Raw genomic sequence first — 24,263 nt, 5'->3', positions numbered from 1 at the left:
ATAAATAATTATAATGCTTGGTTATTTTGCTTTTCGCTTAATGGTATAGGCAAATAAGCACTCTTATAAAAAGACTTGGCATTTAAAAATTCTTGTGGCATATTTGAGTAAGCTCTCCAAAATGCTTCTTCATCTTTATAACCTGCATGATCAGGATTAGTTGGATCATACACAACTGCGCCTTTTTTTATCACACACTGATTACGAACGCTAGCCATAGCGTCTGGCTTATTTACTGTTGGTGACGAAACTTCTTGTGGTAATTTGTATGGTTCTACATGGTAACTATCGTTACTCAATTCCTGAAACCTTTGCTTAATACTAAAAGAAAGCTCTGGAATTTTTTCCCATCTACGCATATCAATGGCTCTAATACTATGCCCTTCTGCAGATAGCTCAAGAGGCTTTTCCTTGAACATTAAATGTTTCATTAAGGATATTTTATCATAAGTAACTCCATCATAAGTGTGTGTATCCGTATCAGCATCAGGACCTAAATGAATCAACCCCCATCTATCACGAATAGCGTTAATTAATTCTAATGCATTATTAACATTATTATTTCCTAACAATTCACATTCTGCTTGCATTAAATACACATCAGACAAACGATTCATTATTACATTACATGGTGACTTCCAGTTTACACCCATTATAGTATTTTCACTATCGGTGATATCATGATTGGTATATTTTTTCCAGAAACACGGTGTTAAATTTTTAAATACATTCAATTTAGCAGAATTCATATCTAAATAGAAAGGCGTTTCAAAGCTTGTTGGTATGGCAACCATTGCTCTTGCTCTCAATGAAGACTCTTGATAAATAGGAGCAACACCTTCTGGTTTAAGAGTAGAATAATCCTTCTCGTATAAATTGCGTGGGTCCTTAATATTAATAGAATCCACAAAATATTCATAAGCTAACCAAGAAGCTGGCACACAATCAGTAGTTCCTTGTGGCACACCCCAAGGAGCAAATCCACGAGCCCAACGATTGTGCATACTTTCTTCGTCCCACTGGCTTAATTCTGGCAAAATCTCTGAAGAATAAGCAATCTCGAATATTGATTCTGAATTAAACTCTCCTGCATCAGTAAACATTTTGCTAATATCTGTTTCTAAAGAATATCCAAGGTCATTTATCACCTCACTAAAGTAAATACTTGCTTCGCTATATTCTTGCTGATACAAATGTGAGGTACCAAGAATAGTAGCTGCAGTTCCTTTAGTAACTCTTCCACTTTCAGTAACTTCAGATGGTAAAGGAAGATTTTCGTAAGCGAATTTTAAATCCTTTCTAAAGAATGCAATCACATCTTCAGAACTTGATAATGGCGTGTTAAAATCGGTAATTCTAACAGGCACCGTATCTCTTATTAATACTTTACCATCGTTATAAAGAGAGTGTGCATAGAAATGAAATAAACCTCTGAAAAATCGAGCTTCTCCCATTTGCATATCCCACCTTTTAAGAAGACTTTCATCGGTGGTTGTTAACTCCCTTTTCATTTTATTTAATCCCTCTATAACCTGGTTTGCTCGGAATATTCCTTGATAGTAAGCTGCCCATTTTTCATCAACATCCTTTGTGATATCAAGATATGTTTGATTATAAAAAACGTTATTGGCAACAATGTTTCCTGAACGTCTGCCTGGCCAAGCTAAATCAGAACGTAAAGATTCTTCTTTAGCGCTTACAATCCAATGATTTCTCATTGTAGAATAAAGCGAGTTTATTGCACTTTCACTTTCATCTAAAGTAGTATAAAAGTCTTCTTTATTAATCCCGTTAGGATTGTCTTGATCGAGCAAACTATCTACACATGAGCTTGTAACAAACACTCCTAGTAGTAGGGCTATTAATGATAAATATGTATATCGTTTCATTGTAATAACTTTTTATTAATTAGAAGTCTAGTTTTAAACCTATTAAATAAAGCGCACTAACCGGATAGTTACCCCTATCAATACCTCTATTATTAAGATTTGAACTTCCTATTTCAGGATCATATCCTTCGTAGTTAGTTATTGTTAGCGGATTTTGAGCAGTTACATAAACTCTCATGTTACTCATCCCTAAATTATGAGTGATACGATTTGAAAAATTATATCCTAAACTCACCATCTTTAATCGCAAATAAGACGCATCTTCTACCCATAAATCTGTTGCTCCAGAATAATTCGGATGAGTTTTTGAATCTCCCACATAAATTGGAATATTTGAATCAGGATTATTAGGCGTCCACATATAAGCTAAGTCACTGTGACGGCCCCACGTAAAGGCAGTTGCTTTACTACCATTAATAATTTCAGCGCCAACACTGGCATACCATTGCATTGACAAGTCAAATCCTTTATAATCTACTTTAATATTTAAACCTGTTTCAAAATCAGGAAATGCAGAACCTGAATAAGCTTTGTCTTTATCATCGATAACACCATCTCCATTCATATCTTTATAAATAAGATCCCCTAAACGTGCCGTTGGAACCAATTTTTGGTATTCGGCCAATTGCGCATCTGATTTAACTATGCCATCCGTTTGATACAAAAAGAAAGCTCCTGCTTCGTACCCATCTGCGATTGTAGTAGCTACAGCAGATGCATCGCCACTTATTACCTGCCCGGTAGTGTAAATAATTTCGGTTTCACCATACATATCAGATACCTCATTCTTATTCTGCGTGAAGGTTCCGCTTAAATCCCAACTAAAATCGCCTGTTTTAAAACGATAACGTGCAGCAAGTTCATAACCTAGGTTACGCATATTACCCACATTAGCAGTATACGTACCTTTAGTTCCCACACCTGCAGAAGTTGGCAGGCGCACAGGAAATAACATATCCTTTTTCTCGGTATTGTAGAAGTCGGCATTGAATGTTATTTTATTAGATAAAAACCCCATATCGATACCAATATTTTGCTGTATTGAAGTTTCCCACTTTACATCAGGGTTTCCATATGAATCTTGAATAACTCCAATATTATGAATATCTGAAGCTCCCTGTTGAAACACTTGATCGTAACCAAATACATAAAGGTTATTATATAGATAATCACCGATTTTATCATTACCCGTTTGTCCGTAACTCGCTCTTAACTTTAATGAGTTAATTGTGTTACTCATTGTACTCCAGAAGTCTTCATCTGAAATATTCCATCCGGCAGAGAACGAAGGAAAAGTACCCCAACGATTTTCTGAACCGAATCGAGAGGATCCATCTCTACGTACCAAAGCACTTAGCATGTACTTACTTTTAAAATCGTATTGCACACGAGCTAATGTTCCTATGGTTACTGTTTTTCTATAACCTAGTGATTCCAATGTAGGAAATATGGTAGCTCCATTAATTACCTCAACATTGTTGTTATAAACACCTTGTTTTTGACCCTGTATCTTACCTGAATTATACTCCTCGTAAGAGAAGTTAAGTAAACCTGTAATTTTATGATGCTTATTAATTTTTGTAGTATAGTTTAACCCTGTTTCAGCGTTGTAATTAGCTGCTCTTGTAGAAGCAAACCCGCTATAACTCTTTGTTAGATCCTCTTCTCTACCCTCATCAAAATTAAGATCAAGAGCATATCTTGGATTAAATAGAGATTGGTTGGTATTAATTACAGCAACACCACCCTGAGCTCTAAGCTTTAAACCTTTAATGATTTCATAATTTAAAAGGAAGCTCGTGTTAATTCGATCCGTATTGGTATTATCTTTTTTATTCATTGCTGTTAATACAGCATTCATATTGTTACGATCAGTACCTGAACCTGCCTCTGCTAACTCTGTATCTGGAGAGACTTGTGGCTGATAAGGCTTATACTTCAGTATAGTATTTAAAAAGTTAGTGCCAGGCTTTTGTTTATCTTCTAGAATAACAGCAATGCTACCATTTATCGATAGTTTATTATTCTTTGAACGATAAACCGTATTTGCTCTAGTATTAAAGCGTTTAAAGTTTGAATTTAAAAACACCCCTTCTTCTTCGTAATATCCTGCTACTAAACTGTAAGACATTTGCTTGGTACCTCCTGATATCGTTATTCCATAATTCTGTGTCATAGAATTATCATTTAAAAACATATCATCTAAGTTACTTTCATTAGCTAACCAATGCGGATTCTGATTGGTGATTAAATTATCGACACCACTCATTTCATCAACGTAGTTGATTCTATTCATTTCAAAATACAATTGCTCTGTAGAATTCATAACCGGAGTACCCGACATGATATTTCTAATACCATATGACCCGGTAACAGAAATCTTGGCCGTACCCTCGGTACCACCCTTTGTGGTAACTAAGATAACCCCACTTGCTCCACGCGTACCGTATACAGCACATGAGGCGGCATCCTTAAGGATATCTAAGCTCTCTATTTCATTCATACTCAAACGAGGATCTGAAGGTTGAGGTATACCATCAACAACCCAAAGCGGATCGTTACCTCCTGTAATAGATGAAAGTCCACGAATCAAGATACTAGACCCTTCTCCTGGCTCACCAGATAATGCATTAACCGTAACCCCGGCAACCTGCCCTTGAAGTGCAGAACCTAAATCAGGCGTTACAAAATTTTCTATCTGATCACTTTTTACCTGAGTAACTGCTCCGGTTACTTCTTTTCTTTTCTGAACACCATAACCAATGGCCACAACTTCATCAATATCAAAACTCTCAGGAGACATTAGCACATCTATCTTTGCCTTATCAACTGTTTTTTCTTGAATTTGCATACCAATAAAGCTAAATACAAGTACATCTCCTTTTTTGGCTGCTAAATTGTAGACCCCATCCATATTAGTAATGGTTCCATTTGTTGTTCCTTTTACAACAACACTTACCCCTGGGATAGGTAAATTATCTTCTGAACTTACGATAACACCCGTTACCTTTAAGTTACCATTTTGTGCACTCACGCTTAAAAACAAAGTGCAAAATAGCATAAGAAGGAGACTCTTATGCCGATTTTTAATCATCATTAATTTCATCATCATAGAATATTAATTGGATTTTTGCTTAGAGATTCATCAAGACAGAATCACATCATTATAATTTCCGTAACAAATCTCTAATTTTTGTTAATTACACTGGTGTGTCCTAATAATCTTGTTGTACTTCAAGGTAATTTAGCAAATGCAGCCTACCCCAAAAACAACACAACACATTACACAACAATCAATTAAACACAAAACACCCACACTACTCAAAAAACAACTTAAAACATGCTTTTGCAACTATTAACGTAGCCCTGATTGAATAAGTTATGCTATTACAACACATTCTTTAAGCAGATTCGCTCAATATAGGCGCAAAAAAAAGCTGAAACCATAGTAATAGTTTCAGCTTTTGTAATCAATATTCTTAATTCTTATTCTTTAATTCTCTTTAGTGCCTCGCTGGCATATTTACCAGGGGTCACATCATATTTCTCTTTAAATAATTTTGTAAAATGTGATCTACTTTTAAAACCAGTCATCATAAAGACTTCATTTACGGAGTAAGTTCCTTGAGCAAAAAATTCAGCAGCTTTCTTGATACGATACATGCGTATCAACTCAAAAGGTGTTTGGTTTGTAACAGCTTTTACCTTTTGATAGAAATGCGTACGATTTAAGTATAATTTACGAGCAATGTCATTAAAATCAACATTCTGGTTATCTAAATTCTCTTCCATTATATTATACAGCTTTTCTAGAAAAACCGTATCGTTTATATTGTCTGTTTCTTTATTTAGCTTTAATGGTATTTCTACCTTAAACCTTTCACGTAAAGCTGCTCTATTGGTAAGTAAAGCCTCAATACTTGTAAGTAGGTGCTGTGCATTAAAGGGTTTTTGTATATAAGCATCGGCACCTTCTTGTATTCCTTTTATTTGATCATCAATAGTAGTACAAGCCGTAAGTAAGATTACCGGAATATGACTGGTTTTAATATCACCCTTAATATTTTTACACAATTCTAATCCGTTTAATTCAGGCATGAGCACATCGCTCAATACTAAATCGGGCCATTCTTCGTGCATTGCATCAATACACTCTTGACCATTCTTGAATGTTTTAACCTCAAAAAAATCGGACAAAATACCGGATACATAATTCCTCATTTCTGTATTATCCTCAGCAAAGAATATCCTTGAATTTTTAAGGTCATCAGAAACAGATAAACCTTTTAAATCTTCAACACTACTTGATATTTCATTTGCTTTTACCTCTAATTTCTCCTCTTGCGCAAGCAGCTGCTTTTCTTCGCTAATTGAAGCTGTATCTGTTTGTTTTAAAATTGGTAATTGCACAGTAATAGTAGTACCAACATGCACTTCACTCTCTGCTGTGATATTGCCATAGTGCATTTCTACAAGTCTTTTTGAGAATGCCAAACCTATTCCCGAGCCACCAATATATGCTCCATGCTTGATTTTTGATTGATAAAACCGCTCAAAGATGTGAGGCAAATCGCTTTCGTCAATTCCTCTACCCGTATCTTTTACCTTAATAAACAACTCATTATTTTCAACACCATAATCAACTGTAATTGTATCTTCTGCTGTTGTGTATTTAAATGCGTTACTTAATAAGTTGTTTATTATTTTTTCAAGCTTATCACGATCTGCCCACACAAACAATCCACTCTGATTATTATTAATTACGAGGTTTTTATTATCGCGATCAGCCAAAAAGTTAAAGTCCGTAGTTAAGTCGTCGATAAACATATCCACACTAAATTGAGTGTGGTGCATTTCAAGTAAATCAGCATCTGATCGTTGAAAGTCGTGAACCTGATCAATTAATTGAGAAATCTTGCGTGACTGACGCTGCACTCTATTAAGGTTTTCGAAAATATCTGGGTATGACTTATACTTTTCTGACAACAAATTAATTGGTCCGGAAATTAAGGTTAATGGTGTTTTAATTTCGTGAGAGATATTAGAAAAGAATCGAAGCTTGGCAGAGTTAACCTCTGATGCATTCTTCTTTTCAATTTGCTCAAGCTCTACACTATGCTTTAAAAATGAAACACGCTGAACAAACCTTAGTATTATCAGCAATATAATTACAAGTCCAATCATATATAAAAACATGGCTGTTCCTGTTTTCCAAAACGGGGGCAATATTTCAATTTCTAGATCACGAGGCTCTGTCCATTTATTAAACGAATTGGATGCAACAATTCTTAAGGTATAGGTACCTGCTGGCAAACCATTACTATATATATTACGCTGATCGGAGGACACTTCAATCCACTCATCATTTATAGGTAATATTTTATACTTTACGTAATGTGTTTTGGGGTTTGAGAAATGGAGTGATCTAACTTCAATTGAGAAAACATTCTCATCATGTTGAAGTGTAATTTTATTCAGATTATTAATTCGTTCACTTAACAATACCCTACCATTTATAGTATCGCCAGGCATAACACTCTTATTAAACAATTTTAAATCGCCAAGCTCTACATTTGGTAATGGCTCTTGATAGGCCAACTCTTTAGGATTAAAACATACGAATCCTTGAAGTCCTCCAAAAACAAGCGTACCATTAGCCATATTAAACCCAGGGTACCAGAAATCTTCAAATGGTAGGCCCTCCTCTGCTCCGTAAACTCTAAATCGTTTATCTTTTGGATTAAATTTATTTAAGCCAATATTAGTGGAAACCCATAAATTATGCTCGTTATCTGCTAAAACATTTTTGACTACATTATTTGACAATCCTGATTTTTCAGTGAATGGAAGAAATTTAGGTTCGGCAGTACTATTGAGTACCTTACATATACCGCCGCCTTCGGTTCCAATCCAGAATTCATCATTCTCTAAACGAATAAAAGAAGTAACCGAATTACTCGATAGTGAATTTGGTTTCTTAACATCTCGCTTATATATATCCAACCTAACATCCTGAAGTGTTCGCGCACCCTTGGTATTTATGCGATATATACCTTCTGTTTTAGTACCTGCCCAAATTAAATGGTTCTTTTTATCCGAATATAACCTATGAACCTCTGGTGCACCTCTATCTTTAAAGAATAAGTGTTTATCTAATCGCTCTAAAGATTTAACGGTATTACTTTGGTTTAATCGAATACGTATAATTCCGCTTGTTCCACCTATCCAAATATTACTATCTGCATCCTCAACTATAGAACGCATTGAAAAATCACGGGCAAAAGTTGAATTATCAGCAGCAATTTGTAACCAAGGTTTATCTGGTCTTATTCGTCCAATTTCATTAGAACCTCTAAAAGCTAACCAAAGATTTCCGCGCGAGTCTTTATAAGCTGCCTTAACTATACTTGCCTTTTCTGCATTAATATTAAATGGTAACTTCTCAAATTTCTTCTTTAAGATATTATATATATACAGGCCTTTTGTTCTTGATACAACCAAAAATCTTTCATCATCGTAAATGCTCAGAAATGTAAACTCATCATCAAGAGGTATTCTTTTATCTTTTCTGTTTTTTGTAAAAGTAAAGAATGGATTTGTGATAGATTCAAACTCAAACATACCTTTATTAAAAGTACCCACCCAACAACCTTTATTTTTTGTTATTCCGAAACAACTAACCTTTAGTCGCTCAACATAACTATCAATAGGCGCATGTATTGTTATTTTACTTTCATCTATTGAGTTTACATTAGGTACTTGAATAATGCCTCCTTTTTTGGAAGATCCAAGCCAAAGACTACTATTATTATCAATGGCAGAAACATTAAATTGATAATCTGTTAAAACCTTTTCTTTAAACTCAAATTGAGGACCCTTAGGTGAATGTTTATAATTAATAACACCCACACCTCGAGATAAAGTAACTATTAAGCTAGATGAATCAATCTTACTAAGTGAGTATGCGATACGAGCAACTTGATTCTTAAATATCTTAGTAAATTCTTTAGTTTTAATATTAAATAAGATGATTCCTCGGCTACTGGCAAAAAGATAATTTGATTGACCTAGGAAAATAGCATCGTAAAAATCAATATCACCATTACCGGTTGCAATACTTCGAGGTGCATTGTAACTCGCAATAAAATTATAGTTATCATCAAATATCCATACCCCGCTGTTTTCTGTAGCAACTACAAATGTTTTATCATCTGTATTCTCTACTATCTTACGAACCATTGGTCTGTTATATACACTCGCCAAATCGTTAGGAATATCGAGTATATTAAATTGTTGCATTTGGTAGTCGTAGATTGAGATACCTTCATCAGTACCAACCCACACATTGCCCTTTGAATCTTCTAAAAGGGTACGTATTCTATTACTCTTAAATAAATCTTTATCCATAGTATTCCGGTACGATTCGAAAGCATAACCATCATACTTATTTAAACCATCGAATGTTGCTACCCAAATATAGCCTCTTGAATCTTCTAATATTGAAGTTACCCCATTATGAGCTAAACCATTATTAATGGTATATTTATTTGAGTAATTAAGTATGCGTTCCTCTGCAGTTATTGAAACTAAGAATCCTAAAATTAAAAGGCTTGTAATAAATATCTTTTGCAACATACTTTAGTTTATATTTTACGGTATTTAGCGATATGGGTAAGAGGAATTACAAACATAGATATTTTTTTTTACGATTCTAAAAAAGAATACCCCCGATACATTCGATGAATATATCGGGGGTATGTTATTATTTCAACAGGATTATTTCTATAAATCGAGCACTAATTTTTCTAATTCATCGCCGCCTGTAAGCATTAATTCAGGGTTCTCTAACATCTTTTTAAGAGTTACTAAAAAGCCAACAGAATCTTTACCATCAATTATCCTATGGTCGTAAGATAAAGCAGTGTACATAATTGGTCGAATTTCAACCTTTCCGTTAACAGCCATTGGGCGCTCAACAATATTATGCATACCCAGAATAGCGGATTGAGGAGGGTTAATAAGTGGAGTTGACAACATAGAACCAAATACACCTCCATTGGTGACCGTAAATGATCCGCCTGTCATTTCATCTAAGCTTATTTTTCCAGCTCTTGCTTTTACAGCCAACTGCTTTAGTGTGTCTTCAATTTGAGCTAAGCTCATAGATTCTGTATTTCTAATAACAGGAACCATTAAGCCTTTAGGCGTTTGAACTGCCACAGAAACATCTACGTAATTTGGGGTAACTATTTCATCACCATCAATCATTGAGTTTACCATTGGATGTTTTGCCATCGCTAATGCAGATGCCTTTATAAAAAAGCTCATAAAACCGAGTTTAACACCGTGCTTTTCAACAAACAAGCTTTGGTACTTTTTACGCAGTGCCATAATATTAGTCATGTCCACTTCATTGAAAGTAGTAAGCATTGCAGTTTCTTGCTTTACAGCAACCAAACGCTGAGCCAACTTCTTGCGTAAGGAGCTCATTTTATTTCTATCCAATGCTCTTTCTTTTGGTTCATTTTCTAAACCAGAAGAAACTGCACTATTGACATTATTTTTTACTGCTTCTAACTCTTTTTTAGAAATTCGGTGCAGACCTTTAACAACATCTTCAACAGTCCAACCCTCATCTTCCATTATATTTTGAGCAACCGGACTTACCTTAACTTTTGATAACTCATTAGGTACAGAAGCCTTTTCTTTAACATCAGGTTTCGACTCCTCTGTTGTTTTTACTTTTTCTTCTGCTTTCGGAGTAACAGGCTCTGCTCCTTCTTTTGGAACAATTGATGTATCAATTGTACATGCTATAGCACCTACTTCAACTAAAACTTCGGGCTCTAATAAAATTTTTATTTTACCAGCTTGTTCTGCAGCAATAGTAAGGGTTGCCTTATCTGATTCTATTTCTGCTAATTCTTGATCTTTTGTTACTAAATCACCATCACTAACTAACCATGAAGCTATTTCTACTTCTGTTATTGACTCTCCTGGCGATGGTACTTTTATTTCAATAATCATAACTTGCAATTTTATTCCAGTACACTTAAGTACACGTTGTTTATTGTGTATTTATTAAATTGAAAAACGAGATTTTTGTGGGAAATACATATGCTGTTTCAGTGCTTCTTGTCTGTCTTTACCTTCTGCACATTGCAATCCACAATACTTATTCTTCAACTCACAATTACATGGTCTGAATATTTTATCAACAATCTCTTTCTGTCCTATTACATGCAAGCCATTCAGTCCGGTTGCTGGACTTCCGCTTGCTAATCGAGCTACAGGAATCATTTTTATTGCCTTAAACATAGCCCGCATATATTTCCATGCACCCATATTCTCAGGTTCTTCTTGAACCCACAAGTTGACTAAGGCATTTTTATATTTAGCAACAATCTCATCTAATCGCTCCTTTGGAAATGGATGTAACTGTTCAATTCTTATCAAAGCAATATCTTTTGCATCAAGTTCTTCTTTACGTGCTAAAAGATCGTAATACACTTTTCCACTACAAAACACCAATCGTTTTACTGACTCAACATCTACATTATCATCATCAATCACCTCCTGGAAGTTACCTGATAAATCTTGAAGAGTAGAAGTACATTTCGGATGACGCAATAAACTTTTAGGCGTAAAAACAATCAGCGGCAATCTAATTTCTCTCTTCATCTGTCTTCTAAGAATGTGGAAGAAATTTGCTGGAGTTGTACAGTTCGCAACCTGCATATTATTATTAGCAGCTAATGATAAAAACCGCTCAATACGAGCACTAGAATGTTCGGGCCCTTGCCCTTCAAAACCATGTGGCAACAGAAGGACTAAACCATTCATTAAACCCCATTTTTCTTCTGCTGAAGATATATATTGATCGATAATTACCTGAGCAACATTATAAAAATCTCCGAACTGAGCTTCCCAAATAGTTAATCCTTTAGGAGTTGCTAGTGAATATCCATATTCATAACCCATCACTCCATATTCTGATAGCAGTGAGTTATATACTTTTACCTGAGCTTGATTTTCGGAAATATGATTTAACGGGAAATACTGCTCATCGGTATCTTCAATAGTTAATCCTGCATGGCGATGCGCAAAAGTTCCTCTGATACAATCCTGACCACTAAGGCGAATTGGGTGTCCATCCTCAGCCAAAGAAGCATAGGCTAACAATTCGCCCATAGCCCAATCAAGCTTATCGTTAGCCACCATTTTTTTTCTATCCTCCATTATCTTATTTACCTTTCTAAAAAAAGGCAAATCACTAGGAAGAGCAGTCAATTTATCAGTCAATTGTTTCGCATTCTCTTCACTTATACCTGAGTCTATTGACTTAACAAAATCTTCTTTTCGCGAATATCTATAATCAACCCAATCATCATGTAAAAAGCGTTGGATGGCAACCTTATCAATTAATTTAGATGCAGCCAATTCCTTTTCAAGATATTCATTAAAGTTGTTCTGCAGCCCTTGTACTTCAGTATTCGTATATACACCCTCTTCTATCAACTTTTTGCCATAAACATCTCTAGGATTTGGATGTTTTGCAATGGCCGAATATAAAGTAGGCTGCGTAAATCTAGGCTCATCACCTTCGTTATGTCCATATTTGCGATAACTTAATACATCAATAAAAACATCAGCATTAAACTTTTGTCTAAACTCAACAGCCAATTCCATGGCATAAACCATGGCCTCGGCATCGTCGCCATTAACATGAAAAACAGGGCTTCGTGTTACTTTGGCAACATCGGTACAATAAGTACTCGAGCGTGCATCTAAATAATTAGTTGTGAAACCTACCTGATTATTAATTACAACATGAATTGTTCCCCCAGTTTTATAACCTGGCAACTGACTCATTTGAACCACCTCATAAACAACACCCTGACCTGCAATTGCAGCATCACCATGTATTATTATAGGAATAGCTTTATTATAATTATTATCGTATTTATGTTCAATCTTAGCTCTTGTAATTCCTTCAATTATTGGACCTACAGTTTCTAAGTGAGATGGATTTGGTGCTAGGTTAACTCTCAACTTTTTACCATTTGAAGCTGAAATATCATTTTGATATCCTAAGTGGTATTTTACATCACCTAAAGAAATCCCTTCTTCATATTCATCCGCAACAAACTCCTTAAAAATGTTCTGATAAGGTTTATCTAAAACATTGGCTAGCACATTTAGCCTTCCCCTATGTGCCATTCCAATAAATAACTCTTCAACATCAAGTTCGGCACCTTTATTAATGATAGCTTGCAATGCCGGAATCATCCCCTCACAACCCTCGAGAGAAAAGCGTTTTTGACCAACAAACTTCTTATGGATAAAATTTTCGAAACCAGATGCAACATTCAACTGGTCGTATATATATTTCTTTTTCTCAACAGAAAAATTAGGAGTATTCTTCACAGCCTCCATCTTTTGTTGAAGCCACCTTACTACTTCTGGATGTCTTATATATAGGTATTCAACTGCAACCGAACTACAATAAGTACGTTTACAATGACTTATTATATCCTTAAGTTTGGCTTTTCCTAAACCAAGTTCTTTCCCTGCTTCAAATGCAGTATCTAAATCCTTTGTTTCTAATCCGAAAGTCTCCAAATCTAAAGTTGGAAAATACTGACGGCGATTACGCACCGGATTTGTTTTGGTAAATAAGTGCCCCCGCTGACGATAGCCATGAATTAAGTTGAGAACATTAAACTCTTTACCAACAACCCCATGTGTTGGCGCTTCGTAATTTTTACGCGCAAACTCGTAACCTTTAAAAAACTGTTGAAAACTTGGATCCACGGATTCCGGATCTGCCAAGTAATTCTGATATAGCTGTTCTATCGAATCAATATCGCTATTACCAATAAATGAAAATTCTCCCATAGAAGTACAATAATTATTTTGCGCTGTAGATCATTACTAATATTTAATTGCAATATATGTAATTTCTATCCTGTTAAGATATCGTTAACTTACAAAAAATCATTTTTTGCGCAATATTTATTCATTCTAAAAAAAGTAAATAAAATATAAGAGTGCCCTTAAGCATTCTTATTTTATTTTTGCATCGCACCTAAAGAAACATTTTACAAAATGGATACTTTTTTAAAAGAACTAGCTACATATTATTACAATACATACCAAACCAAAATAACTGACTTTTGTTTTGTTTTTCCAGGTAGAAGAGCTTGCCTTTTTTTTAAAGAGCATTTAAAGAAGATGGTTTCAGAACCAATATGGGCTCCCAAAACACTAACAATTAATGAGTTTATACAGGATTTTAGCACCATCCCAGTCGCCGATAAACTCACGTTGGATTTTGAACTATATCAGGTTTACGAAGATATTTACAAAACAGGTGTGTCTTTCGACGATTTTCTTCCATGGGGTGAAATTATACTTAACGACTTTGATGATATAGATAAGTATAGAGCCGATGCAAAACAAGTATATACCAACCTATTGGCCATTAAGGAAATTGAAGATGATTATAGCTTTCTATCGGAGGATCAAATTAAAGTAATAAAAAGTTTCTGGGCTAGCTTTAATCCCAATAAGCTGTCTGAACATCAAACCGATTTCGTGAAAATTTGGGAAAAGTTAGATGATGTTTATGAGGAGTTTAACAAACGTCTGCATTTAAAAAACATTTGTTATGAGGGACAAATTTATAAAACCATTGCCAACAACATTGATAATAAAGAACCTCTTAATATCAAACATCCTAAAATTATTTTTGTGGCATTCAACGCGCTAAATAGATGCGAAGAAAAACTATTTCATCACTTAAGGATTACTGATAAGGCAGATTTTATTTGGGATTATACACCATGGCTTTTAAACGCTAATCAAATGAAAAAATCAATGCACGAAACACCAACCAGAGCGGAAGCCGTGCATTTTATGGAAGATAATTTAATTAACTTTCCAGCTCCAAGCAATTGGAAGTTTCCAGAAAACAAAACACTTCCTAACATCGAAATTACCTCAGTAGCTTCGAGCACAACGCAAACACAGGTAATTAATCAATTCCTTAAAAATATTGATTCCGAGTCTTTCGACTCAAAAAATAACATTAAAGCCACTGAAACAGCAGTTATTTTAACAGATGAGAATATGCTTTTGCCGGTTCTTCATGGTATTCCCAAAGAGGAAAAATCAATCAATATAACAATGGGGTATCCGATGAAAAACACCCCTGCATATGGTTTAATTGAGTTAATATTTGAATTACAAAAGAACTGCAGAAAAACAAAGCAAGGCAAAACCTGGTTCTATTTTAGAAATGTACTTCCAATACTCACCCACCAATATTTAGAACCATTAGATAGCAAAACACATCAGAAACTAGCAAAAGATATTGTATCAAAAAACAAAACATATATTGAAGCAAGTGAGTTGCAATGCACCCATCTGTTAACTTCGATTTTTAAATACATAGATAGCTCCGAAAATTTATCCGAATATTTAAACCATATCCTTTTCACTGTTTATCAATCTTTCAAAACCTTAACTGCTGTAGATACCAGCATTGAGAAAGAATTTATTTACCAATCCTATTTATTGGTCAATCACATAAGTGATTTATTAAAAAACCTTTCTATTTCAATTAAAAACGATACTTGGATTAAACTATACAAGAGGTCTGCAGAAATGCAAAGCATCCCATTTAGTGGAGAGCCTCTTAAAGGTCTGCAAGTAATGGGTATCCTAGAAACAAGAGCACTCGATTTTGAGAACCTAGTTGTACTCAATATGAATGAGGGTGTATTTCCACAAACCGGTGCTACCAACTCACTTATTCCATATGTATTACGAAATGCCTTTAACTTACCTACCATTGAACATCAGGATGCCATATTTGCTTACTACTTTTACAGGTTAATACATAGAGCAAAAAATGTAAGACTTCTTTATAATTCAGCTGCACAAGGAATGCAATCTGGTGAAATGAGTCGTTTCCTATTTCAATTAAAATATGAATATCCTAGTGATAAGCTGAAATTTTCTACGGTATCTGAAGACCTAAACATTAGCAATACGCCAACATTTTTTGTAGAAAAAGATGAAAAGGTAATGAATATCTTAAGTGCTTATTTATTACCAAATACCAAAAAACTATCGCCAAGTGCTTTAAGTACATACTTTGAATGTCCAATGCGATTTTACTACAAGTATGTTACAAAGGCACATGAACCTGATGAAGTTACTGAAGATATTGACCCTAGGATATTTGGAACACTATTTCACGAAGCCATCGAAAAGCTTTATCTCAACCTGCTTAATCAAGAAATTAAATCAGAACACATTGATTTAATATTAAAAGATAAAAAGAAAATTGACGGCATTTTACATGAGTCGTTTGAGGAGTATTTCACCCACACAATTGATAATTCCGATTTTAAAGACATTCAAGGTCAGAATGTGCTCATCTTTGACATTATTAAAAAATACATCATTCAATTTCTTAAAGCAGAAAAAGAAAATGCTCCATTTACATTACTTGGATTAGAAAAAGTAGTAAATGCCGAAATTAAAATCAACAGCTCTACTATTGTGAACCTAGGTGGAACTATTGATAGATTAGATGAAAAGGATGGCTCAATAAGAGTTATCGATTATAAAACTGGTGCAGGCGACGATAAGTTCTCAAACATTGAAGATTTATTTAAACAAGAGAAGCATAAAAAACTAAAGGCCATATTTCAGACCTTATTATATAGTTCTATACTGCAAGAGAACGAAAAGTCACCACAAACATATATCCCTGGTGTTGTTTGGGTTAAAAAGATATTTACTAGCAATGATTATTCATTAAAAAAAGGACCTGCTAGAGGTAAAGCCGAAACACTTACTCTTAATATGGTAAAAGATGAATTTAAGGATACATTATTTACACACCTTGAAGATTTATTTAACGCCAATGTAGCATTTAAGCAAACCACACACATTGATAATTGCAAAAACTGCAGTTATGCAAACATTTGTGGTAAATAATTACTTAAGCAAGTCTGGTCTGCGTTCTTTTGTGCGTTGATAGGCTTGCTCCTCTTTCCATGCTTCAATTTTTTTCTCATCACCTGAAAGTAAAATATCTGGGACTTTCCATCCATTATATTCAGCCGGACGAGTATAAACCGGAGGTGCTAATAAACCATCCTGAAAAGAATCTGTTAATGCCGAAGTTTCATCAGAAATTACACCCGGAATCAGACGAATCACAGAATCAACAATAACTGCGGCAGCTAACTCGCCCCCTGTTAAAACAAAATCTCCGATAGAAATTTCTTTGGTAATATAATGGTCACGTATGCGCTGATCCACACCTTTATAATGTCCACATAAAATCATTAAATTACCCTTCAAGGATAATCTATTTGCAATCCCCTGATTCAAAGTTTCACCATCAGGAGTTACATAAATAATTTCATCATATTCCCTTTCAGCTTTCAGCTTCTCAATTAAATCAGCAATGGGTTGAATGGTCATAACCATCCCTGCACCACCACTAAATGCATAATCATCAACCTTTTTATGCTTATTTTTAGTATAGTCTCTTATATCATGACATTGTATATCAATCAACCCTTTTTCGCGCCCACGCTTAACAATTGATTCTGTTAATGGTCCAACAAACATTTCGGGGAATAGGGTTAAAATATCAATTCTCATACTTCTAAAATTTATTCGCAAATATAATTTATCAGAATTACAATTAAGAGCCATTACAATTTTATTTACGGTTATTGAATTTTTATCGCTCCATAGCAACTATTATAAGCGTAAAAAATTTGCGCTTTTAAGGATATATAATATATTCGTACTGAATTATTAATGCCAATTAAACTCTATCATAGATAGAGCTTTTAACGCTAACGAACTTATACGCTGATGGAAGCTAATGATCTAAGCAAATCTGGAAACGAAGAACAAGATTTGAATTCAGTTGAAAACACTGAAAATAAGACACCTGAGAATGTATCTTCTGATACTAATTCTGAAACTCCAGTTGAAGAAACGAGTAAGCCTATCGAGTCTGTAGAAGAAACTACAGAAGAGACTGCAAAGGTTGAAGAAGAAAAACCAGAACTTGATAAAGTTGATTTATCAGTTTTATCAAGAGAAAAATTGGTAGATCGTTTAAGATATATCACACGCAATTTTGAAGTACTTCAGATTAAAGATGAAGTTGAAGATATAAAATCTATCTTTTATAAAATATATCATGCAGAATTAGCCGTTCTAAAAGAAAAATTTCTTGAATCAGGTGAACCTGAAGAAAACTTTGCTCCACCTATTGATCATTTCGAATCAGAGGCAAAGGCATTGATAAAAGATTTCAAGGCTAAGAAATCAGAAGTTGCTCATAAAATAGAAGCTGAAAAAGAAGCCAATTTAGTAGCTAAATACGAAATTATTGAGGCGATTAAAAACCTTCTTAACAGACAAGAATCTTTGAACGAGACCTTCCATGATTTTAGAGAGTTACAACAGCAATTTCATAAAATAGGCCAGATACCACAAGCTAAAGTTAGAGATGTTTGGGATACGTACAACTTACATGTTGAAAACTTCTACGACTATGTAAAAATCAATAAAGAACTAAGAGATTTAGATCTAAAAAAGAACCTTGTTCTAAAAACAGAACTATGCGAAAAGGCCGAGCTTTTAATTGATGAAACAGCCGTTGTTAATAGTTTTAAAACCTTACAAAAATACCACGACAGATGGCGTGAAATAGGTCCGGTACCTAAAGAACTTAAGGATGAACTTTGGGAGCGTTTTAAAGCCGCAACCACTAAAATAAATCAAAAACATCAAGAATATTTTGAAGGTTTAAAGGTACAACTTGCCGCTAACCTTGAAGCTAAAACTAAACTCTGCGAGGAAGTTGAAGAAATTGTTGCTGGCAAAATAGAATCGCCAAAACAGTGGGAAGAAAAAAGCAAGCAATTAATTGCCATTCAACAAAAATGGAAAACGATTGGTTTTGCTCCTAAAAAAGATAATAATACAATTTACGAACGCTTTAGAGGGGTTTGTGACAAATTCTTTGAAAACAAAAGAACGTTTTTCAAGGATTATAAAAATGAGCAATCAGACAACTACAATAAAAAGGTTGAACTTTGCGAACTTGCAGAGCAATTAAAAGACAGTACTGAGTGGCGTAAAACGAGTGAAGCTCTGATAAAAATCCAGAAAGATTGGAAACAAATTGGACCAGTACCTCGCAGACAATCAGATGCAATTTGGCACAGATTTAGAGCTGCTTGCGATTTCTTTTTTGATAACAAAAGCAAAAATGCAAATAAAGCAGATGCATCTCAAGTTGCTAACCTAGACAAAAAGGTTGCTTTAATTGCTGAAGTAAAGGCTTTTGTAAACAAAGAAGATAACGAAGAAACGTTTAAGGCTCTTCAGGCTTTTCAAAAACAATTTTCAGAGATTGGTCACGTTCCTTACAAGGAAAAAGACAATGTGAACCAAGAATTTAGAAATGAAATAAACAAGCATTTCGATTCACTCAACATGGATGAGTATCATAAGAATGTTCAGAAATTCAGAAATAGAATTGAGAATCTTAAGAACTCTGGCAACTCTGATGATAAAGTATACCAAGAGCGTCATAAGCTTCAGCTTAAATTAAAACAACTTGAAGCCGATATAACCACATGGGAAAACAACATTGGTTTCTTCTCAAAAAGTAAAAATGCTGATTCTATGCTAAAAGATTTCCAACGTAAAATAGAAAATGGAAAACGTAGTATTGAATTACTCAAAGAGAAAATTAAAATGCTAAATAGAATTGACTAATACCTAGTTAATTTAAAATACTAAAGCTACCTTATGAACTAAGAGGTAGCTTTTTTGTTTTTTAGCTATTCAAATAGTATTTTTGCCAACACATTTAAAACATCAATATGTTCTTTTTCGGAGTTCTGACTTCACATATAACATACATTATCTTAGTTGCGGTATATATCTGCGGCTATGGAAGTATGGTGTTAAATTCCGATGAAGGCAATGCTCTAAGCTTAACTGACATTGAAATAAATGTTGATGCTCATTCTTTTGAAGACTCAAAAGCTTACACTTCTCAAAGCTTTAATTGTACTCAAAATAAAATTATTGAAAACAAACTGCTAATTAAGGCAAAAAACACTCTTTTTAATAAGAAACAAATCCCTTTAATTTCTTTTACCTGTAGTTTTTTTCAAGTACAACATGCTGAAGAAATTACCTCTCGCCCGCCCCCATTTTTGGTTTAATAAATTGCAATATCGGCCTATAATTACAGTGAATTAAGCCGACTATTTATTTAACTGAAAGCATTATTAATGATAGGGATACTTGGATTAAATCATAAAACAGCATCAATTGACGTAAGAGATAAATTCTCCATCGCACCAGACAAAATAATTCCAACTGCGGAATATTTGATGCAACATTCTGAAATTACAGGAATTGTAATTATTGCAACATGTAATCGTACTGAGATATACTATTCAAGACATACGGATTGTACTTCGCGTTCGCGAGCTCATATGCTAAAGAAAGTGCATGAAGTACTTGATATATCTGAAGATTATAGTGATTACTTTTATCATTACTCCAAAGCCGATGCAATCAAACATCTATTTACCGTAATTTCAGGTGTTGACTCTATGGTTATTGGTGAAAACCAGATTGTAAACCAAATAAAGAATGCCTACCTAACAGCGACAGAGGCTAACCTAACGGATGCCGTTTTAATGCGTATGTTTCAAAAGGCCTTTGAGTGCAGCAAAAGGGTTCGCAGCGAAACTGAAATTCAAAAAGGGGCAACCTCTATTGGCTACGTTGCCAATGATCTTTGTGAGAAAGAAGCCACTGATTTTAAAAACAGTAAAGTACTGATAATCGGAGCTGGTGAAACAGGTGTTCTCTCATTGCAAAATTTAAAACACAGAGGAGTAAAACATATTTCGATCACGAACAGAACAAATGAAAAAGCACTAGAAGTTGCTAACAACCTTGAAGCCAACCCTATTTTGTTTGCTAATTTTCACGAGCACTTATCATCAGTCGATATTATTATCACAGCAACAAATGCCGGTAAATATCTAATTTCAAAAGAAGATGTTGAAAAAGCATTGCACGACCGTGACAATAAAAAGCAATGGTATATCGATTTATCGGTTCCTAGAAACATAGATAAAAACATCAACTCCTTAACTGCAGTAAAACTTTTCAGTGTAGATGATTTACAAAAGATTGTTGATTCACACAGTGAAAAACGTGCATTAAGTGTAGATGGTGCTACAATTATTATTGATGAATTGGTTAGTGATTCAATAGCATGGTTAAATAGTCGTTCATTACGTCCAGTAATTAATTCTATCACCAATAACCTTCAAGAACTGAGTGCTAAAGAATTAAATGAATACAAAAATAACTTAACGCCAGAGTTAGCTAAGGAAATAGAAAAATACACCAACCTACTTACCCAAAAATGCATCAGGAGCTTTATAAGGAATTTAAAAGATGTTACTAAAAACGGGGAATCCACAAAGTCTTTGGATTCCATAGAGCAACTTTTTAAGTTTGATTCTTAATCAGATAAAATGACAGACAATAAAATAATTATAGGTACTCGTGGTAGTCAACTAGCACTTTACCAAGCCCACAAAGTGCAAGATATACTTAACGAGGCATTTCCTAATTTCAGCACCGAAGTAAGAATCATCAAAACCAAAGGTGATAAGATACTTGATGTAGCCTTATCGAAAATTGGAGATAAAGGTTTATTTACAAAAGAACTTGAAGTTGAATTACTTAATGGAGGAATTGACTTAGCAGTACATAGCCTTAAAGATTTGCCTACACAATTACCAAGCGAATTTAAGGTAGCTGCAGTATTAGAACGTGCAAATTTTAGAGATGCATTCGTAAGTAAAAATGGTCTTAAAATTAGCGAACTAACTGCAGAACATACAGTGGCAACATCAAGCTTGAGACGCATTGCTAACCTCAGAAGAGTAAACAAGGACGTTAAAATTGTTGACATTAGAGGAAATGTAAATACTCGCTTACAAAAAATGGAAGATGGCCTGTGCGATGGTATGATCATGGCTACTGCAGGCCTTCAAAGATTAGAATTAGACCAACATATTACTGAGATTTTAGATCCAACAGAATTTATTCCTGCTGTTGCTCAAGGTGCAATTGCCATTGAAACAGCTAGCAGCAATACACAAGTAAACGATCTATTAAAACAAATAAATCATGCTGAAACCGAGATAGAAGTTGATGCCGAACGTGCATTTATGAGAACTCTTGAAGGTGGATGCCAGGTTCCTGTTGGAGCATATAGTTCAGTAAAGGGAGACCAAATTACCTTAACAGGTTTTGTTGCTTCTTTAGATGGCAAAAGTTACCTAAAAGAGAGTGCAACAGCATCTATTGAAAATTCAAAAGAGCTTGGAGAAAACCTTGCCAATAAATTGGTTAATTTGGGTGCAACAACTATTCTTAATCAAATAAGAGAAAACTTATAATGATTAAAGAAAGATTATTAGAAGGTAAAACCATTATTTCAACCAGGCCTGCAAATAGAAGCAAGGATTTGATTGAACTTATAGAAAATGAAGGTGGCACACTAATTCAATTTCCATTAATTGAACTTAGTGCAGCACAAAACAACAATATTGATTCTGCGCTAAATAATTTTGAGTCATTTTCGCACATTGCCTTTACTAGTGTTTTTGGATTTAATTTCTTTCTTGATTGTTTTAAGAAACTTGACAACTATAAAACACTTCTAAATAAAATTAAAATTACTTCCATAGGATACCGTACATCCGAGGAAATCAAAAAAGCTGGCTTTAATATCGCATTTGATGCTAATGCTAAAACTGGTTATGATTTTGCGGTACGTTTCAACAAGTATATTAATGGGGAATCGATTAAAGTACTATGGCCAACGGGCAATCTTTCTCCCAACCAGATTTTAGAAAATACCGATCCTAATATTGAGTTGACTCGAATAAATATTTACCATAACACAATGCCATCGAGCATTGATAATTCTATAATTAATAGGATTGAGAAAGATGAATATGATTTAATCATCACAGCAAGCCCCTCGGCAGTTAACAACCTAAATAAGGTAACAAAAGCCAACAACTTAAAATTAGTATGCATTGGCAAAACAACTACAGAGGCAGCTATAAATAAGGGGTATCAACCTTTGGCAATGGCAGACACACCAACAAACAAAGGTTTGTGTGATGCCATATTAAACTATTACAAAAACAATTCAACCATTAAAATATAACAACTATGTCGTTTCCCACAACTCGATTACGCCGCTTACGAAGCACTGAGGTAACTCGCAATATGATACGCGAAACTAAGTTAACTCGCGACGATTTAATTATGCCTTTATTTGTACGCTACGGACAAAATGTGAAAAATCCGATAAGTAGTATGCCTGGCAACTATCAATTATCTGTTGATTTATTGGTTGAAGAATGTAAACGACTATATAATAAAGGGGTTCAATCAATCTTATTATTTGGTATTCCTGAACATAAAGACGAGCATGGTTTGGTTGCTTGCCAAGAAAATGGTATAGTACAACAAGCTGCACGTGCTATTAAAAAAGCAGTGCCCCAGTTATTTATTGTTGCTGATGTTTGTAACTGCGAGTATACCACACACGGACATTGCGGTACTATTATCGATGGTGATGTTGATAACGACTCTACATTAATCACACTTTCTAAACAATCCGTTTCTTTAGCTGAATCAGGTGTTGATATGATTGCACCTAGCGACATGATGGACGGAAGAGTAGCCGCTATTAGAGCCGCTCTAGATGAAAATAGCTTTAAAAACATGCCAATTATGGCATACTCCGCCAAATACGCTTCAGCTTTTTATGGACCATTTAGAGATGCTGCAGAAAGTGCTCCTCAATTCGGAAATAGGGCAACCTACCAAATGGACCCTGCCAATTCAAACGAAGCTATCCGTGAAGTAGAGCTTGATATTTTTGAAGGGGCCGATATTGTGATGGTAAAACCAGCCTTGAGTTACCTAGATATAATCAGACGCGTAAAAGACGAATTTAACATACCAATTGCTGCCTACAACGTAAGTGGCGAATTCTCAATGATCAAAGCAGCTGCCGAAAAAGGTTGGATTGATGAAGAACGCATCACGCTTGAAGTTTTAACTTCGATTAAAAGAGCAGGCTCTGATGTTATTATTTCATACCACACTCAAGATGTTGTGGACAAATTATAGGTTTAATCACAAGATTTTAAATGAGAGCAAATGATTAAACATTATTCTCATCTAAAAATTTAAAAATCG

13 protein-coding genes are annotated in these 24,263 nt (G+C 34.5%); 7 read left to right on the top strand and 6 right to left on the bottom strand.

The window, feature by feature from the left end:
• Window positions 1-8: 8 nt before the first annotated feature.
• From A8B35_RS10365 to A8B35_RS10345, 5 genes are all read right to left on the bottom strand, one after another.
• The gene (locus tag A8B35_RS10365) at window positions 9-1,889 is read right to left on the bottom strand and encodes a RagB/SusD family nutrient uptake outer membrane protein (RefSeq protein ID WP_068472631.1); all 1,881 of its coding nucleotides are present in this window, start codon (window positions 1,887-1,889) and stop codon (window positions 9-11) included.
• A 19-nt stretch (window positions 1,890-1,908) separates the two neighbouring features.
• The gene (locus tag A8B35_RS10360) at window positions 1,909-4,923 is read right to left on the bottom strand and encodes a SusC/RagA family TonB-linked outer membrane protein (protein ID WP_171973188.1); all 3,015 of its coding nucleotides are present in this window, start codon (window positions 4,921-4,923) and stop codon (window positions 1,909-1,911) included.
• Window positions 4,924-5,375: 452 nt separating this feature from the next.
• Window positions 5,376-9,524 (bottom strand): hybrid sensor histidine kinase/response regulator transcription factor, encoded by a 4,149-nt coding sequence (locus A8B35_RS10355; protein WP_068472629.1) that lies wholly within the window; start codon window positions 9,522-9,524, stop codon window positions 5,376-5,378.
• Between the two features lie 147 nt (window positions 9,525-9,671).
• Window positions 9,672-10,916: a 2-oxoglutarate dehydrogenase complex dihydrolipoyllysine-residue succinyltransferase gene (gene odhB, locus A8B35_RS10350; RefSeq protein ID WP_068472623.1), complete on the bottom strand. Its 1,245-nt coding sequence runs from the start codon at window positions 10,914-10,916 to the stop codon at window positions 9,672-9,674.
• A gap of 54 nt (window positions 10,917-10,970) precedes the next feature.
• Window positions 10,971-13,787, bottom strand: a complete 2,817-nt coding sequence (locus tag A8B35_RS10345; RefSeq protein WP_068472622.1) for a 2-oxoglutarate dehydrogenase E1 component — start codon at window positions 13,785-13,787, stop codon at window positions 10,971-10,973.
• A 210-nt stretch (window positions 13,788-13,997) separates the two neighbouring features.
• On the opposite strand from A8B35_RS10345, the gene A8B35_RS10340 reads away from it, so the two are divergent.
• The gene (locus tag A8B35_RS10340; RefSeq protein ID WP_068472621.1) at window positions 13,998-16,901 is read left to right on the top strand and encodes a PD-(D/E)XK nuclease family protein; all 2,904 of its coding nucleotides are present in this window, start codon (window positions 13,998-14,000) and stop codon (window positions 16,899-16,901) included.
• Here the strand turns inward: A8B35_RS10340 and trmD are convergent, their stop codons facing one another.
• Window positions 16,902-17,576, bottom strand: coding sequence for a tRNA (guanosine(37)-N1)-methyltransferase TrmD (gene trmD, locus A8B35_RS10335; RefSeq protein ID WP_068472620.1), 675 nt, complete (start codon window positions 17,574-17,576; stop codon window positions 16,902-16,904).
• A 219-nt stretch (window positions 17,577-17,795) separates the two neighbouring features.
• On the opposite strand from trmD, the gene A8B35_RS10330 reads away from it, so the two are divergent.
• From A8B35_RS10330 to hemB, 6 genes are all read left to right on the top strand, one after another.
• On the top strand, window positions 17,796-19,718 hold the full coding sequence (locus A8B35_RS10330; RefSeq protein WP_068472615.1) for a DUF349 domain-containing protein: 1,923 nt from the start codon (window positions 17,796-17,798) through the stop codon (window positions 19,716-19,718).
• 107 nt (window positions 19,719-19,825) lie between these two features.
• On the top strand, window positions 19,826-20,173 hold the full coding sequence (locus A8B35_RS10325) for a hypothetical protein (protein ID WP_068472614.1): 348 nt from the start codon (window positions 19,826-19,828) through the stop codon (window positions 20,171-20,173).
• Window positions 20,174-20,242: 69 nt separating this feature from the next.
• Window positions 20,243-21,499, top strand: a complete 1,257-nt coding sequence (gene hemA / locus A8B35_RS10320) for a glutamyl-tRNA reductase (RefSeq protein WP_068472613.1) — start codon at window positions 20,243-20,245, stop codon at window positions 21,497-21,499.
• A gap of 9 nt (window positions 21,500-21,508) precedes the next feature.
• Window positions 21,509-22,441, top strand: a complete 933-nt coding sequence (gene hemC, locus A8B35_RS10315) for a hydroxymethylbilane synthase (RefSeq protein WP_068472612.1) — start codon at window positions 21,509-21,511, stop codon at window positions 22,439-22,441.
• Window positions 22,441-23,220, top strand: a complete 780-nt coding sequence (locus A8B35_RS10310) for a uroporphyrinogen-III synthase (protein WP_068472611.1) — start codon at window positions 22,441-22,443, stop codon at window positions 23,218-23,220. The genes hemC and A8B35_RS10310 overlap by 1 nt, the downstream gene beginning before the upstream one ends.
• 5 nt (window positions 23,221-23,225) lie before the next feature.
• Window positions 23,226-24,194, top strand: a complete 969-nt coding sequence (hemB, locus tag A8B35_RS10305) for a porphobilinogen synthase (protein WP_068472609.1) — start codon at window positions 23,226-23,228, stop codon at window positions 24,192-24,194.
• The last annotated feature ends 69 nt before the right edge of the window (window positions 24,195-24,263 follow it).

Origin of the sequence: Saccharicrinis aurantiacus, assembly GCF_001660705.2 — a bacterium.
GTDB lineage: Bacteria > Bacteroidota > Bacteroidia > Bacteroidales > Marinilabiliaceae > Saccharicrinis > Saccharicrinis aurantiacus.
The sequence above is the reverse complement of the archived record's forward strand: the minus strand, read 5'-3'. Positions and strand labels throughout refer to the sequence as shown.